The sequence below is a fragment of the Mesorhizobium sp. LNHC232B00 genome, assembly GCF_000502435.1.
GTDB lineage: Bacteria > Pseudomonadota > Alphaproteobacteria > Rhizobiales > Rhizobiaceae > Mesorhizobium > Mesorhizobium opportunistum.
Genome location: NZ_AYWP01000007.1, coordinates 66371 through 82474 on the forward strand (window position 1 = coordinate 66371; position 16104 = coordinate 82474).

Sequence of the window (16104 nt, forward strand, 5' to 3'; positions counted from 1 at the left end):
AACACGCATGGCGTGGATAAGATAGCTTTTGTCGCCTATCAACGCTCGCCGAAAGACTCGAAGAAATCCTTCATGCGGGCAAAAAAGCCGCTCGATTGGGGCGAATTGTCTTGCGAGGAGAGCTGTTCGAACTCCTCCAGCAGTTCGCGCTGGCGGCGCGACAGGTTCTGCGGCGTCTCGACCGCGGTCTGGATGTAGAGGTCGCCGACATTGGGCTGGCGCAGCACCGGCATGCCCTTGCCCTTGAGGCGGAACTGGCGTCCGTTCTGGGTGCCTTCCGGCACCTTCACCTTGGTCTGCGTGCCGTCCAGCGTCGTCACTTCGAAGGAACCGCCAAGGGCGGCGGTCGTCATCGAGATCGGCACCTTGCAGTAGAGATCGGCGCCGTCGCGCTGGAAGAACTCGTGCGGCTTCACCGCCAGGAAGATATAGAGGTCGCCGGACGGCCCGCCGCGCAAGCCGGCCTCGCCCTCATTGGCAAGGCGGATACGGGTGCCGTCCTCGATGCCGGCCGGGATGTTGACCGACAGCGACCGTTCTTCGGTGACGCGGCCCTGGCCGGCGCATTTCGGGCACGGATCCTTGATCGTCTGGCCGCGGCCCTGGCATTGCGGGCAAGTGCGTTCGATCGAGAAGAAGCCTTGCGTGGCGCGCACCTTGCCGTGGCCGTTGCACATCGAGCAGGTGACGGGCTGGGTGCCCGGCTTGGCGCCGCTGCCGGAGCATTCCGAACACGAGATCGAGGCCGGCACGCGGATCTGCGCCGTCTTTCCCGCGAAGGCTTCTTCCAGCGAGATTTCCATGTTGTAGCGCAGGTCGGCGCCGCGCTCGCGGCCACCCGACGAGCGGCGCTGGCGGCCGCCCATCATGTCGCCGAAAATGTCTTCGAAGATATCGGCGAAACCGCCGGCGCCAAAGCCTTGCGCCCCGCCATTCATGCCGCCCTGTTCGAAGGCGGCGTGGCCGAAGCGGTCGTAGGCCGCGCGCTTCTGCGGGTCCTTCAGCGTCTCGTAGGCTTCGTTGATTTCCTTGAACTTGTGCTCGCAGGAATGATCGCCGGGATTGCGGTCGGGATGGAACTGCATGGCGAGCTTGCGAAAAGCGCTCTTGAGCTCCTTCTCGTCGGCGCCTTTCTGGACGCCTAGGGTTTCGTAGAAATCAGCTTTCATTTTTTCCCGCAGTCCGGATATTCAACGTCTTGAGGCATATATTGCGTCGTTTGCCGGCACGTTGCCTCGATTTAGGAGCGGTGCTGCCCGGATGCTAGGGCCGGCGTGCGCCTGTCCGGGTTTTTCTGTCATTTTTTCAGCAGGGCCCCGCACTTTTTTCAGCGAGGTTGCAAAAAAGCCCGGCTTGGCGCCGGGCTTTCCGCATTATCTTGCCGTCAGGCGGCTCAGGCCGACTTCTTCTTGTCGTCGTCTTCGTCGATTTCTTCGAAATCGGCATCGACCACGTCACTGTCCTTGGCGGCATCCGCCTTGGCGTCGGCTTCCGCGGCTTCCTTCTGCGAAGCCTCGTACATGGCCTGGCCAAGCTTCATCGAAGCCTCGGCGAGCACCTGACTCTTGGCCTCGATATCGGCCGCATCGTCGCCCTCGGCAGCGGCCTTCAGTGCCGCGATCGCGTCCGATATCGCCGTGCGCTCGGCTTCCGAGACCTTGTCGCCATATTCCTTCAGCGACTTCTCGGAAGAATGCACCAGCGCCTCGGCCTGGTTGCGGGCCTCCACCACGGCGCGACGCTTCTTGTCGGCATCGGCATTGGCCTCGGCGTCTTTCACCATCTTCTCGATGTCGGCGTCCGAAAGGCCACCCGAGGCCTGGATGCGGATCTGGTGCTCCTTGCCGGTGCCCTTGTCCTTGGCCGAAACGTTGACGATGCCGTTGGCGTCGATGTCGAAGGTGACCTCGATCTGCGGCACGCCGCGCGGGGCCGGCGGAATGCCGACCAGGTCGAACTGGCCGAGCGGCTTGTTGTCGGCGGCCATTTCACGCTCACCCTGGAAGACGCGAATGGTGACGGCCGACTGCGAATCTTCGGCGGTCGAGAACACCTGGCTCTTCTTGGTCGGGATCGTCGTGTTGCGTTCGATCAGCCGCGTGAACACGCCACCCAGCGTCTCGATGCCGAGCGACAGCGGCGTCACGTCGAGCAAGAGCACGTCCTTGACGTCGCCCTGCAGCACGCCGGCCTGGATGGCCGCGCCCAAGGCGACGACCTCATCCGGATTGACGCCCTTGTGCGGCTCCTTGCCGAAGAACTGCTTCACGATCTCCTGGATCTTGGGCATGCGGGTCATGCCGCCGACCAGGACCACTTCGTCGATCTCGCCAGCCTTCAGGCCGGCATCCTTGAGCGCCGCCTTGCAGGGCTCGATGGTGCGCTGGACGAGATCCTCGACCAGGCTTTCGAACTTGGCGCGGGTCAGCTTCAGCGTCAGGTGCTTCGGGCCGGTCGCGTCGGCGGTGATGAAGGGCAGGTTGATTTCGGTCTGCGTCGTCGACGACAGCTCGATCTTGGCCTTTTCAGCCGCCTCCTTGAGGCGCTGCAGGGCAAGCTTGTCGTTCTTCAGGTCGATGCCCTGTTCCTTCTTGAACTCGGCCGCCAGATATTCGACCAGCCGCATGTCGAAGTCCTCGCCGCCAAGGAAGGTGTCGCCGTTGGTCGACTTCACCTCGAACACGCCGTCGCCGATCTCGAGCACCGAAATGTCGAACGTGCCGCCGCCAAGGTCATAGACGGCAATGGTCTTGCCTTCCTTCTTGTCGAGGCCGTAGGCAAGTGCCGCGGCCGTCGGCTCGTTGATGATGCGCAGCACTTCGAGGCCGGCGATCTTGCCGGCGTCCTTGGTGGCCTGGCGCTGGGCGTCGTTGAAATAGGCCGGAACGGTGATGACCGCCTTCTCGACCTTCTCGCCGAGATAGGCTTCCGCCGTTTCCTTCATCTTCTGCAGGATCATGGCCGAGATCTGGCTGGGCGACTGCTTCTTGCCGCCGGCCTCGACCCAGGCATCGCCATTGTCGCCCTTGACGATCTTGTAGGGGACAAGCTTCTTGTCCTTCTCCGTCACCGGATCGTCATAGCGGCGGCCGATCAGGCGCTTGACCGCGAAGATGGTGTTTTCTGGATTGGTGACCGCCTGGCGCTTGGCCGGCTGGCCGACCAGACGTTCGCCGTCGCCCGAGATGGCGACGATGGAGGGCGTGGTGCGCGCGCCTTCCGCATTCTCGATAACCTTCGGCTCCTTGCCATCCATGATGGCGATGCAGGAGTTGGTGGTGCCGAGATCGATACCGATTACTTTTGCCATTTTTCTAGTCTCTCCGCTAAGCAGGCTCTCAGGACCCGGTAAGGCGTTCCGACGAAAGCCCCTGTTCACAAGAAATTCCGTTCCGGCAACCGGCATTCCGGCGTCGAACGGCTTGGCGCGTATATAAGAACAGGCAGCATCGCGCGCAAGCATTCTGCGCAAGGCTTCCACGATCGTCGCAGGCGGAGGCAAAACGATCGCCCCGGCCGGCCGGGAGCGGACACGGCGCGCCGCCCCTGTCGAAGGCCGCCGGGCCGAGGTCGCGCGCCAACCGGCGATCAACCCCGGCTCCCCGATTGCCGCGGGGTTCAACCGCGCACGAATTCAATCAGCGCTTCGACCATGCGGTCGTTGAATTCCTGGCGGAATCGGTTCTTCTTCAGCCATTCCGGGTTGGAGCCGACCGTCTTGTTGGCGTCGACGACGATGCCCTTGCCGTCGACAATGAAATAGTCGATCGCGCCGAAATCGAGATGCAGCCGCTCCCTGACCGCTCTCACCTCGGGCGGAACGGCGCCGCCGATCTCATTGCTGATGATCTCCGATCCCTTGCAGAGAACGTCGTTATAGGTCTGCCGCATGTTCACTTCGGCACCGAGAAGGAACATGTAGCGGTGCTTGACGATCGGCAGGTCGAGGCTGTCGAAGGCGAATTTTTCGACCATCAGGCGGTCGTCCCCCCAGGCCTCGGGCGGAACCTGCGCCAAAGTGTCGTAGACGCGGTAGCGGGGGCACAGCCGTTCCTTGTACCCGGGATCGGCGGTTTTGCGGACGAAATGCATCGCCCGCGTCCATCCGTTGCGATACTGCCGCCAGCGCAGTTCGGGCCGGCCCCTGCTGTTGAGAACGGTCTTGACGATGACCGGGCCGGAATGGCCGTCGCCGGCACCGATCCTGAGCGATGAATAGAGCTGCCGGTGGATGGACAGGGCATCGCCGTTGATGGTGCGCGCGTAGCGTCGGGCGATGTCGTGGTAAGGGTGTGGCACATCGGTCAGGTCGATGTGCAGCAGCGCCGCCGGCGCCAGATGCTCCCGCGCTGGACGATCGAGCACGCGCACCGTCATCCCTGCCTGCTCCAGGCGCGGCAGCAGCGACTGGATGGAATACTCCTCTCCCGAACGAAAATTGCCCAGGCTCTCCACATAGACATCGAGATCGGCGACATCGAGACCGGCTCGCATGGCTATGCCGCTATTCGCTGATGTCGACATTCGAGAAGTCGTGATGGTCGAACGGGTCCATGACGTAACCCTGGACCCGTTCGCGCATCGGTATCGACACCACGGAATGGGCAATGACCACCCATGGCGTCTGTTCCCGGAAGATTCCCTGCGCCTGGGCGTAAAGCTTCATGCGGGCATCGAGGTCGACGATCCCGGCAGCCTGCCGGAGCAGATCGTCGAAGGCAGGAAAACACCAGTTGGCGCGGTTGGTGGCGCCGACACCGGCGCAGCCGAGCGGCACCGAGAGGAAATTGTCGGGGTCGCCATTGTCGCCGGTGAAACCGAACAGCATGGCGCCATCGCGGTCGACCGGTTTGGAGCGGGCAAGATATTCGGCCCATTCATAGGTGACGATATCCACGGTGACGCCGATCCGCGCCAGGTCCGACTGGATCATCTCCGCCATGCGCTGGGCATTGGGATTGTACGGGCGCTGCACCGGCATCGCCCAGACCTTCATGTGCAGATCCTTGATGCCGGCATCGGTCAATGCCTGCCTGGCGGCATCGGGATCGAAAACAGGGTCTGGCGTGGTCTTGTCATAGGCCCAGGAGGTCGGCGGCAGCGGATTGCGCGCGATCTCACCGGTGCCCCGGAAGACGACGTCGACAAGCGCCTTCCTGTCGATGGCCATGTCGATCGCCTTTCTGACCCTTGGATCGTCGAACGGCTTCTGCAACGTGTTGAAGGCGAGGTATCCGGTGTTCAGTCCTTCCTGCTGCATGACCTTGATGCCGGGCGCCGTCTTGATCGCCGCCAGATCGGCGGGATTGGGATAGGGCATGACATCGCACTCGCCGGCGCGCAGCTTCTCCAGCCGGACGCTGGCATCGGTGGTGATGGCGAAGATGAGGTCGTCGATCCTCGGCCGGCCGCGCCAATAATCGGGATTGGCCTTGTAGCGGATGACCGCATCCTGCTGGTAGTCGACAAGCTGGAACGGACCCGTGCCGACCGGTTTCGTCGCCAGGTCGAGCGGCCGCTTTTCAGCCAGCAGCCTGTCGGCATATTCCCTGGAAACAACAGAGGCAAAGTCCATCGCCAGATTGGCAAGCATCGGCGCATGAGGCGCCTTGAGCGTCATGACGACGGTGTAGTTGTCGAGCTTGCGCCAACTGGCGACGAGGCGTGGCATGCCCATGCCGTCGAAATAGCCATAGGGGCGGCTGGCATAGTTGTGGAACGGGTTCTGCGCGTCTGCCTGGCGCTCGAAGGTGAACAGCACGTCGTCGGCATTGAAATCGCGGCTTGGCGTAAAGCCATCGACGGTATGAAACTTCACGCCGTGCCTGAGGTGGAAGGTATAGATGAGGCTGTCATCCGAAATCTCCCATTTCTCGGCCAGGCCGGGACGCACCTCGGTGGTGCCAGGTTCGAACTCGACAATGCGGTTGTAGAGCGCCGTGGCGGAGGCGTCACGGGTGCCGGAAGCGAGAGCCGGGTCGAACGTGTCCGGACTGGCCTCCGTGCAATAGACCAAGGTCTTGGCCATCGAATCATCAACTGGCAACGCGAAAAGAGAAAGCGTCGCCAGGAGCAGAACAGAGCGCTTGCTTGTCATGATGCCCCCCAAGGCATGCCCAAAGGGCTGGGCGGATGCTATCAGAAGAGAGCAGCGCCGGTAAGCCGGCCCGCCGACGATGAACCTTTCCGCTTCCGCCCGCGACTGATGTCCAGGCGCCGCATGGTGCGCGCCTGGAAAGGAAGCCCCCATGACCAGCAACCCCGAGGCTCCGAGGTCCGCGGGAACAACAGGAGCTCGGCGCGACCACCGCCTTCGGGACGGGGTCGATGCGCTGGGCTTCCCGCTGATTCCGTTGACCCTGCGTAAGAGCGGTAGTAACGTAACCGTGAGGAAAGCAGACAATTCGATCAGGGAAAAACGTGCCGGACCACCGCTCCTTGCCCTGATTTGCGCGGCGACGCCGGATGTTTCTCCCGTGGCTAACGGGGGTAGCTTCATGTCTCGCGTCCGCGGCACGCGCGTGTCTTCTTCGATATATTCTCCTTTGACATATTCTCTTGAGGGCCGTTTGCGCCGCGCCGTTCACGCAGGCAGCTTGCTGGCGCTGGCGCTCGGCGCGGGCCTGTGGCTTGGCGGTGCCGCAAAGGCGCAGGAAACCCAGATCATCTATCCCGGTTCGATGGCGGTTACCGGATTTTCCGGCACCATCATTCCCAATTTCGACCCCCCTGATTCCGAAAAAGGGGGCCTGCCGCCCGGCGTCGATCCCGTCGACGAAACCTTCATCGACACCACGCGCGCCACCTTGCGCGTGTTCGACGTTTCGCATCTCGGCGGGCCGGCCTCGGGCCAGCTCGTCTTCACGCCGCCGCCTTTCGAGGTGACATCAGGCCAGATCGGCCAGGTGTTCGGCCTCACTTATGACGACGGCGTGCGCGATGGCGTCCCGTCGGGCATACCGAACCTCTATGCCGGCGCCAGCTCGCTGCACGGCATCCGCATCGTCACGCCCGATACCGACGAGGACGGCAGGCCGGAGCGGCAGCGCCGCGGCATGGCGGGCGCCACCTTCATGAAGGGCCAGTTCGGCACCGAGAACGGCGGCGGGCCGGGCACCATCTGGAAGATCGACGGCATCACCGGCCAGGTCGCCAAATTCGCCGACATCGACACCAACAGCGGTCCCGGCATCGGCAATCTCACCTTCGATCCGATCCACCGCCAGTTCTTCGCTTCCGACCTCGACACCGGCCTCGTCCATCGCATCGACGCCGGCGGCAGACTGATCGACACCTTCGACCATGGTGCTGCAGGGCGCCCCGCGCACGGGCTGGCTCCCGCCGCCGACGATGGCGCGGTGATGGACATACAAGGTGCCGCCTTCGACAGCGAAGATCCCGAAACCTGGGGTTACACGCAGGACGAACGCCGCGTCTGGGCCGTCTCCTATCATGGCGGCCGGCTCTATTACTCGGTTGGCGAAAAGGCAGAAATCTGGTCAGTGGGCATTGCCCGCGACGGCACCTTTGCCGGCGACCCGCGCTGGGAACTGACGGTCAAGGCCGACAAGGACTATGCCGTCACCGACATCGCCTTCGACAACAGCGGCTTCATGTACCTGGCCCAGCGCGGCCCGGTCGAAAACCGCTACGATTACAGCCAGTTCGCCGATTCCGGCAAGGGCGAGGTCATCCGCTACTGGCGCGAAAATCCCGACGATCCGGAGACGGAATCGGTCTGGGTGGAAGCGCCGCAGGAATATGCGGTGGGTTTCCCGCAGGCCAACCGGCAGTCGGCCGGCGGCCTCGACCTGCAATATGGCTATGACGCCGACGGCAATCTCGACACCTCGGTCTGCACCCAGACGCTGGTCAACACAGGCGACAAATTGCGCGACAATCCGGCCCTTGCCGAGAAACTCGCCGCCGGCGGACCGCTCGCCGTGCACGGCGTGCAGATCACACCCAAGGAACTGGTCAGGCCGGCCAATGTGCCGCCCTTCGGCTCCTGGTTCATCGACTTCGACGGCTATTTCGAGGATCCCGAAGTGGAAGGCCATGTCGGCGACGTCGCCGTCTGGCACCCCTGCGAGGGCCGCGCTGGCTATTATGAGGAAATCCCGGGCGGCTACCTGCCACCCTTCTATCCGCCGGACTTCCCACCGCCCGGCAATCTGCCTCCCTGCCTCGATGTCGAGGACGTGCGGTATTTCTGCACGCCGCGCGGGCTCGAGGCCGATCTCTACCTCCATGACCATGCCGGCTTCGGCGGCGATTCGATCAAGGCCCAATCCAGGACGCCAGGCGTCGGGGTGACATCACCTCAGTCGCATGCGCCGGGCAAGCCGTACACGATCGATATCACCGGCCATTATCCGGGCGACAGAGTGGATGTCGGGCTTTGCTTCTACAGGCAATCCGACAAGGACAAGGGTGGCTACTACCCTTGCTGCAAGATGACCTTGCCGCTCCGTACCCCAGCCGTCAGCTGCGAACGTTGAGGAGGGGAAGATGAAAAATCTTGCCCCGTCCTCACCCGCGATCCCTCAAAAAACCGTCATGGAGACGATCATGAAACCCCTGTCACTCGCCAGGCGCGGTGCGCGCTGGCTGATGGCGGCCGGTATCGCGGTCGCCACCCTGACCCCGCTGCCCAGCCTTGCGGAAGACGCTGCCCCGATCACCCCGGAGTTGAGGCTCGACCTCGACAATTCACGCATCATCAACCCGCGGCCGGACCGGATCGTGCCCTTCTTCACCAAGACAGGCACGCAAAGAGGCTGCGACTATGTCATCTATTCGCTGAGCTTCGGCTTGCGCGGCGATCCGCAGGGCTTTGCCGATCCAGGTCTCGAGGCCAGGCTCAACAAGCTCAGGATCGAGTTCAAGGACCAGCTCCCGCACGGCCTTGCCATCGTCAACGTGAACGTGTCCGGCGACGGCACGGATTCCTCCGGCGGACCGCTGCCGGGCGCCACGATCAGCAATTCGGCGGGTTCCAACGACACGGCGACGGTTTCCGATTTCCGGATTTCCGCCTCCGACCTCGACGGCTCCGGCGCGCCGAATGAACGCGTCATCACCTTCAAGATCACCGCCAAGATCGACCATGCGGCGTTTCCCTCGCCGACCATCGTCGACAACCAGGGTCTGATCAAGGTGACCAACGGAACCGGCACCGGGACCATCATCCCGTCGCAGGATCCGGGCAAACCCGACGACGGCGACTATAAGACCGGCGCCAAGACGTCGATCAGGATCGATCTCACCAAATGCAACCCGCCACCGCCACCTCCCGGCAAGGAATGCTTCAAGGTGGAGCGCGGCGCGGTCGATTGCGTGCCAGGCGGCGGCGCCTTCATCTACCACATGCCGGTAGGCTCGGAGATGGGCGGCAAGTGGGTCCAGGTCTCGACGACCACGCCCGGCATCACCATCATTCCCGATACGCAACTGGTGCCGGCGGGGGGCGGGGTGCTCAACTGGAAGATCATCGGCGCATCGCCCGGCGACGTCATCCACCTCATCGTCACCGGCATCGAAACCTATGCCGGCCCGAAGGAGGGTTGGGGGCTGTGCTGCACGCAGACCATCGACATCGTCATTCCGCGTGACCAGAAGTGCCCGCCCAGGGATAAGGAGCCGGACCTCAAGGTCGAGAAACGCGCCGACGTGACCCGTTGCACGATGGGCGGCGGCTGCGACTTCACCATCAGGGTCACCAACGTCGGCACCGCGCCCTATAACGGCAAGATCGTGCTCGACGAGGTGACGCTGCCGGCCGGTTCGACGCTGAGTTCAGGGCCCAATCCGCCCTGGGTCTGCGTACCCGGCACCACCCCGATGATTTGCACCCATCCGGTGACCACGCTCAATCCGGGCGCCTCCGTCGATCTCAAGCTCGGCTTCAAGCCGGCTGGAGGCTGGCAAGGCAGCAGCTTGCGCAACTGCGCCACCTACAATTATGGCGCCAGTGGCAAGCCGCTGTTCGGCAGCCAGTCGAACGACCGTGGCTGCGCCTCGATCCCGATCTGCCGCCGTGGCGACCGCGACCGCGACTGCCAGCCGCCGGTGGAGAAGAAGGTCGACCTGATCCTGAAGAAGCGTGCCCGCGTCCCGGTCTGCACGGCCGACGGCATCTGCTACTTCGTGATCGACATCATCAACAACGGCAGCGCCACCTACAATGGACCGCTGACGGTCATCGATAACTACCCGGGCGGCGCGCCGGCCTCTTCGACCTTCGGGCCGAGCCCGCCCTGGACATGCGGACCGAACGGTCCTGGCCAGTTCCGCTGCGACAATGCAGGCATCTCGCTGCCTCCGGGCGCCTCGACGCCGATCGTCGTCAAGGCGGTGATGCCGGCCGGCTACCAGTCGGACACGGTCGAGAACTGCGCGGCGGTAAAGCCCATCCCCGGTGAGGTCGACCTCACCAACAACAGGGCCTGCGCCAAGGAACGCTTCCGTCATCCCAATGGCGGCAAGCCGACCCTGCGCATCACCAAGGTCTGCAATGGCTCGCTCGCCGGTGCCGCGTTCGTCTCTTGCCGCATCACCGTCATCAGCCTTGGCACCGCTGCCCCCACCGGTCCGGTGCGGGTCAACGATGCCGCCATGCTGGTGGCCGGCGGTGCACCCGTCCAGATCCAGACCGTCACTCCAGACGGCGCGGAATGGGCATGCGGACCGGTGCCTGCCAATGCGCTGCCCTGCAAGATTCCCGGTGCCGTCATGACACCCGGAACCAGCCGCCACTTCGACGTGACGGTCTCGGCGAATGGCGAGTTCGAGAACTGCGCGCGCGGCTCCTACGGGCCGGCGCCCGGCGACGACGTCGTCTATCCGATCGGCCAGGCCTGCGCCAAGGGCGGCGGCTCTTCCACCATCCGCGTCGAAAAGACCGGCGACCGCGAATGCAGGCTCGGCCAGCCCTGCTCGTTCGACATCACCATATCAAATGATGGGACGAGCCCCTTCTCCGGTCCGGTCCGCATCGGTGATGCGATCGGCGTGGAAGGCCTCGGCCGGCTGGACGGTGTCGAGATCACCTCGATCGATCCGCCTTTCGGCTGTTCGCCCGAGCCGGCAACCTTGCCGCTGTCCTGCATCGCCAACCTGTCGCTCGGCGCCGGTGAAAGCCGGTCGCATCATGTCACCGTGGTCATTCCCGACGACGGCCGCCTGGCCAACCTGCAGGGCGACGTCAACGGCCAGAACTGCGTTGGCGTCCTGTCTCCCGACACGCGGGTGCAAGGCGGCGGCGACGTCTTGTCCAAGGATACGGCCAATGCGCAGGGCGATCGCGGCAAGACCTATGCGTGCCACCCCTTCATCATCACGCATGAGGTGAAGAAGGAGTGCTCGCCGGGCTTCGTCATGAACGATGCGGGCCGCTGCGTCTGCCCGGAAGGCACCACCTTCCGCAACGGCCAGTGCACCGGCGGCGGCACCAACGTTCTGCCGACGCCACCGCCGCCGAAGCGCTGCGTGCTGCTCGAAGGCCAGATCCGCACCGAGGACGGGCGTTGCGTCTGCCCGCGCGGCACGGCGCTCGAGAACGGAAAATGCGTCAGGACCGACAAGCCCGAGCAGTGCACCATCCGTGGCCAGGTCCACGACGCGGACGGTGACTGTGTCTGCCCGAGAGGAACCGAAGTGCGCAATGGCGCCTGCCGTCCGATCCGGCCGAAGCCCGAGCAGTGCACCATCCGTGGCCAGGTCCACGACGCCAATGGCGACTGCGTCTGCCCGAGAGGAACCGAAGTGCGCAACGGTGCCTGCCGTCCGGTCCGGCCGAAGCCCGAGCAGTGCACCATCCGTGGCCAGGTCCACGACGCCGATGGCGACTGTGTCTGCCCGAGAGGAACCGAAGTGCGCAACGGTGCCTGCCGTCCGATCCGGCCGGAGCCCGAGCAGTGCACCATCCGTGGCCAGGTCCACGACGCCGACGGCAATTGCGTCTGCCCGCGGGGTACCGAGGTGCAAGGCAATGCGTGCCGGCGCAAGCAGCCGCAGTTGGAGCAGTGCGACATCCGCGGCCAGGTCCACAACAAGCGCGGCGAGTGCGTCTGTCCGCGAGGGACCGAGGTGATCGACGGTGCATGCCGCAAGCCCAGGCAACAGACGGAATGCGCTCCGGGCTCGCAGATGATCGATGGCCAGTGCCAGCCGATCATCAGGCGGCGCTGCCCGGAAGGCACGATCGGGCGGTATCCGAACTGCCGGCCGATACGCGGGCAGCCGTCGCTGGAGCTCAACCCGGGACTGCTCCTGCAGCAGGTGCTGCCACGGCTCAGGCCGCAGACCGAACAGCAGCAGGATCCGGCTGCAAACAGGATCCTGAAACTCCAGCAGCAATAACCATCTGCTCGATGCCAGACGAAAAACCCGCCGGAGCGATCCGGCGGGTTTTTCGTCACGGCGCCAGGCAGCGGAAATTGGCCGCAACGCCGCAACGCCACCCGAGCCTGTGGAGCCGCCGTGCCGGCACCCTCGACAAGTCGCCCGCCGCGCATTAGGCAGTCGGTCCAGGGTGACCGGCATGAAGGCGCCCGGAAAGGCCGCGAGATGAGCAAAAAGACCTTGATCGCACCTTCGGTGCTAGCTTCGGACTTTTCCAAGCTTGGCGACGAGGTCGAGGCCGTCGTGGCGGCCGGCGCCGACTGGATCCATCTCGATGTCATGGACGGCCATTTCGTCCCCAACATCACCTTCGGCCCGCCGGTCATCAAGGCGATCCGCAACCGCACCAAGGCCTTCTTCGACTGCCATCTGATGATCGCGCCGGCCGATCCCTATCTCGCCGCCTTCGCCGACGCCGGCTGTGACGGCATGACGGTGCACGCCGAGGCCGGGCCGCATCTCGACCGCTCGCTGCAGACCATCAGGAACCTCGGCAAGAAAGCCGGCGTCTCGCTCAACCCGGCGACGCCGGAAAGCGCTGTCGAATACGTGCTCGACCGGCTCGACCTGATCCTGATCATGACCGTCAATCCGGGTTTCGGCGGTCAGGCCTTCATTCCAGGGATCGTCGACAAGGTGAGACGGGTCAAGGCGCTGATCGGCGATCGGCCGATCCGCATCGAGATCGACGGCGGCGTTTCGGCTGAAACGGCGCCCCTGGTCACCGCTGCCGGTGCCGACGTGCTGGTCGCCGGCGCCGCCATCTTCAAGGGCGGCAGCGTCGAGGCCTACCGTGCCAATATCGAGGCGATCCGGACGGCGGCCGACAAGGCTGCCGGCTAAGCACGGCGCGGTCATCCGTTTCCAGTTGCAAAAGGCCGGCTAAGGATTTGTGCGGATGCCTCTCCGGGTCCGGCACGGCCGAATCAGCCTCGCCCAGGCCGCTTGATAGCGGCGCGTGCTTCGTTGTCTTTGCGCGCGACAGAAAAGATGCTCGCACAAGCACAGAGGAATAGATGATTCTGCGTGCATACAAAACATGTTAAGCTTCCAGTGGTTGTAGCGGCATGAAAATCCGCGCGAGCCGGCGCGGATTGGCATATATTTCTTTGTTCTAAAGTACGATAATGCGATCTTCTGCTTGAGCGCCCGAAGGTAGGCGTTATAGGGTACATGTACGGAGAGGGACTGTTTCCGGACTCGAATTGCCCAAATTAAGAACTGGGGACAAAGGAGTCGTCTTTTGACCTACGGAGCTGCCAATCTGAACGACGACGGCACAGGATCCAAAAGCACGCTTGCCAGTACCGTCTATCATCAGCTGCGCGATGATCTTCTCGGCGGCGCTCTCGAAACTGAAAGCAAGCTGCGGGTCGAGTGGGTTGTTTCCAAGTATGGCGCCGGCGCCTCTCCGGTTCGCGAAGCCCTCAACCGCCTTGCCTCCGAAGGGCTTCTTGGCCGCCACGACCAGCGCGGCTTCTTCATCATGCCGGTCACCGCGATGGAGCTCGAGGAGCTGACGCGCACCCGCTGCTGGCTCGAGGAACGCGCTCTTCGCGAATCCATTGCCCACCGCACCGCCGAATGGGAAGAACAGCTGGTGCTGGCGCTGCATCGCCTGGGGCGCGCGTCACGGCTCTCGCCGCCTGATCTCCCGTCGATCAATCCGGATTGGGAGAAATTGCACCGCACCTTCCATCGGGTGCTGATCTCGGCCTGCCGGTCGCACTGGCTGGTGGGTTTCTGCGACCAGCTTTCCGATCACGCTTATCGCTATCGGCAAATGGCCAGGGACGGCGAAGGCATCCAGCGCGACGATTTCGCCGAACACCGGCTGATCGCCGAATGCGCGCTGGACGGCAATGCCGACGGTGCCGTCCAGGCACTGATCGATCACTACCAGCTGACCGCTTCCATGTGCATGGAGCGCTTCAAGCAGAACGAAACGGCCGCCGCCCCGGCCGAACGCGCCCGACGCTAGCGACGCCTCGATCGTCAGGCTATCGCCGATCATTCCAATCATTCGCGACCGACGTTGCGGGCTGGATCGCCGTTTGCGGTCTTGACGGCACGGCCAGGAAACGCGAACGCTTCGCCGCCGACGCATGCGGCCAGAAGCGTGTGCCCGGCGCCGCCATTGCCGTCACCGCAGGAAGACTTCATGAGCAATCATCTGTTCGATGCGTTCCGGTCCCGGATGCCGGCGCCCGGGCGTCTGTTGATGGAAACCGACGATGGCCGCTCGCTCACCCATGGCGACATGCTGGCGCGGTCGGGACAGCTCGCGCATGCGCTGCTGCAACTGGGTGTCGAGCCCGGCGATCGGGTGGCCGTGCAGGTCGAGAAGAGCCCGGAGGCGGTCCTGCTCTATCTCGCCTGCGTTCGCGCCGGTGCCGTCTTCCTGCCGCTCAACACCGCCTATACGCTGACCGAACTTGGCTATTTCTTCGACGACGCGGCACCTCGGGTCATCGTCTGCGATCCGGCAAGGGCTGCGGATGTCGCTGCGATGATCGAGCCGTCCGGCGCCGTCGTGGTCACGCTCGACCGCAACGGCCAGGGATCGCTGGCGGACCAGGCATCGCGGCAGTCGTCCGACTTCCATGATGTCGAACGGGGCGGGGACGATCTTGCCGCGATCCTCTACACGTCGGGAACGACCGGTCGCTCGAAAGGCGCCATGCTCAGCCACGAGAATCTGGCCTCGAACGCGCGGGTGCTGGTCGATCAATGGCGCTTCACGACGGACGATGTGCTGATCCACGCGCTGCCGATCTTCCACACCCATGGCCTGTTCGTCGCCACCAACGTCGTCCTGATGGCCGGCGCCTCGATGCTGTTCGAACAGAAATTCGACGCGGGCCGCATCGTCTCGCTGCTGCCGCGCGCAACAGTGCTGATGGGTGTGCCGACCTTCTACGTACGCCTGCTGCAGCAGGATGGCCTGGACCGCGAGGCGACGAAGACAATCCGCCTGTTCGTGTCGGGCTCGGCACCGCTGCTGGCCGAGACGCACAGGGCCTGGCGCGAGCGCACCGGCCACGCCATCCTCGAACGCTACGGCATGACCGAAACCAACATGAACACGTCGAACCCATATGAGGGCGAACGGCGCGCCGGCACGGTCGGTTTCCCCTTGCCCGGCGTGTCGCTGCGCATCGCCGACCCCGACAGCGGCAGGACGCTGGCACAAAGCGAGGTCGGCATGATCGAGGTGAAGGGTCCAAACGTGTTCGGCGGCTACTGGCGCATGCCGGATAAGACCAAGGCGGAATTCCGTGCCGACGGCTTCTTCATCACAGGCGATCTCGGCATGATCGACGCGGACGGCTATGTCCACATTGTCGGCCGGGGCAAGGACCTGATCATTTCAGGCGGCTACAACGTCTATCCGAAGGAACTCGAAAGCGAGATCGACGCGCTCGACGGGGTCTTGGAAAGCGCCGTCATCGGCGTCGCCCATCCGGATTTCGGCGAAGGCGTCACCGCAATCGTCGTGCGGGCGCCGGCGTCGCGGATCACCGGCGCCGAAATCCTCCGCGCCATCGCCGGGCGCGTGGCGAAGTACAAGCATCCGAAGCAGGTGATCTTCGTCGACGAACTGCCGCGCAACACGATGGGCAAGGTCCAGAAGAATCTTCTGCGCGATGCCTACAAGGATCTTTACGCGTCCTGATCAGGCCAGGCCTTTTTTCGGAG

At 64.0% G+C, this 16104-nt stretch carries 10 protein-coding genes; 5 read left to right on the top strand and 5 right to left on the bottom strand.

Going from position 1 to position 16104, the window contains the following annotated elements:
- Positions 1-38: 38 nt before the first annotated feature.
- From dnaJ to X743_RS157555, 4 genes are all read right to left on the bottom strand, one after another.
- Positions 39-1169, bottom strand: coding sequence for a molecular chaperone DnaJ (gene dnaJ / locus X743_RS157570; RefSeq protein WP_023765366.1), 1131 nt, complete (start codon positions 1167-1169; stop codon positions 39-41).
- Between the two features lie 224 nt (positions 1170-1393).
- Positions 1394-3310, bottom strand: coding sequence for a molecular chaperone DnaK (gene dnaK / locus X743_RS157565; protein WP_023765367.1), 1917 nt, complete (start codon positions 3308-3310; stop codon positions 1394-1396).
- Positions 3311-3618: 308 nt separating this feature from the next.
- On the bottom strand, positions 3619-4524 hold the full coding sequence (locus tag X743_RS157560; RefSeq protein ID WP_156934415.1) for a hypothetical protein: 906 nt from the start codon (positions 4522-4524) through the stop codon (positions 3619-3621).
- The gene (locus tag X743_RS157555; RefSeq protein ID WP_023765369.1) at positions 4505-6097 is read right to left on the bottom strand and encodes an ABC transporter substrate-binding protein; all 1593 of its coding nucleotides are present in this window, start codon (positions 6095-6097) and stop codon (positions 4505-4507) included. The genes X743_RS157560 and X743_RS157555 overlap by 20 nt, the downstream gene beginning before the upstream one ends.
- A 151-nt stretch (positions 6098-6248) precedes the next feature.
- On the opposite strand from X743_RS157555, the gene X743_RS157550 reads away from it, so the two are divergent.
- The 4 genes from X743_RS157550 to X743_RS157535 all read left to right on the top strand — a co-directional run bounded on the left by X743_RS157550 (position 6249) and on the right by X743_RS157535 (position 14386).
- The gene (locus X743_RS157550) at positions 6249-8501 is read left to right on the top strand and encodes a hypothetical protein (RefSeq protein WP_031257673.1); all 2253 of its coding nucleotides are present in this window, start codon (positions 6249-6251) and stop codon (positions 8499-8501) included.
- A gap of 10 nt (positions 8502-8511) precedes the next feature.
- Entirely contained in the window at positions 8512-12363 is a 3852-nt protein-coding gene (locus tag X743_RS157545) for a DUF11 domain-containing protein (RefSeq protein ID WP_023765371.1), read from the top strand.
- A 207-nt stretch (positions 12364-12570) separates the two neighbouring features.
- Positions 12571-13248 carry a ribulose-phosphate 3-epimerase gene (rpe, locus tag X743_RS157540; protein ID WP_023765372.1) on the top strand — a complete coding sequence of 226 codons (678 nt, stop codon included), beginning with the start codon at positions 12571-12573 and terminating at the stop codon, positions 13246-13248.
- Between the two features lie 400 nt (positions 13249-13648).
- Positions 13649-14386 carry a GntR family transcriptional regulator gene (locus X743_RS157535; protein WP_023765373.1) on the top strand — a complete coding sequence of 246 codons (738 nt, stop codon included), beginning with the start codon at positions 13649-13651 and terminating at the stop codon, positions 14384-14386.
- A gap of 38 nt (positions 14387-14424) precedes the next feature.
- On the opposite strand, the gene X743_RS1000000172005 is transcribed toward X743_RS157535, so the two are convergent.
- Positions 14425-14568: a hypothetical protein gene (locus X743_RS1000000172005; protein ID WP_023765374.1), complete on the bottom strand. Its 144-nt coding sequence runs from the start codon at positions 14566-14568 to the stop codon at positions 14425-14427.
- Here X743_RS1000000172005 and X743_RS157530 point away from each other — a divergent pair.
- Positions 14567-16081 carry a malonyl-CoA synthase gene (locus tag X743_RS157530; RefSeq protein ID WP_023765375.1) on the top strand — a complete coding sequence of 505 codons (1515 nt, stop codon included), beginning with the start codon at positions 14567-14569 and terminating at the stop codon, positions 16079-16081. The two genes, X743_RS1000000172005 and X743_RS157530, sit on opposite strands and share 2 nt — an antisense overlap.
- Positions 16082-16104: the final 23 nt, after the last annotated feature.

Bases quoted from the DNA above. Each gene is read 5' to 3' on its own strand.
- dnaJ (WP_023765366.1), bottom strand. From the start codon at position 1,169: ATGAAAGCTGATTTCTACGAAACCCTAGGCGTCCAGAAAGGCGCCGAC.
- dnaK (WP_023765367.1), bottom strand. From the start codon at position 3,310: ATGGCAAAAGTAATCGGTATCGATCTCGGCACCACCAACTCCTGCATC.
- X743_RS157560 (WP_156934415.1), bottom strand. From the start codon at position 4,524: ATGTCGACATCAGCGAATAGCGGCATAGCCATGCGAGCCGGTCTCGAT.
- X743_RS157555 (WP_023765369.1), bottom strand. From the start codon at position 6,097: ATGACAAGCAAGCGCTCTGTTCTGCTCCTGGCGACGCTTTCTCTTTTC.
- X743_RS157550 (WP_031257673.1), top strand. From the start codon at position 6,249: ATGACCAGCAACCCCGAGGCTCCGAGGTCCGCGGGAACAACAGGAGCT.
- X743_RS157545 (WP_023765371.1), top strand. From the start codon at position 8,512: ATGAAAAATCTTGCCCCGTCCTCACCCGCGATCCCTCAAAAAACCGTC.
- rpe (WP_023765372.1), top strand. From the start codon at position 12,571: ATGAGCAAAAAGACCTTGATCGCACCTTCGGTGCTAGCTTCGGACTTT.
- X743_RS157530 (WP_023765375.1), top strand. From the start codon at position 14,567: ATGAGCAATCATCTGTTCGATGCGTTCCGGTCCCGGATGCCGGCGCCC.
- X743_RS1000000172005 (WP_023765374.1), bottom strand. From the start codon at position 14,568: ATGAAGTCTTCCTGCGGTGACGGCAATGGCGGCGCCGGGCACACGCTT.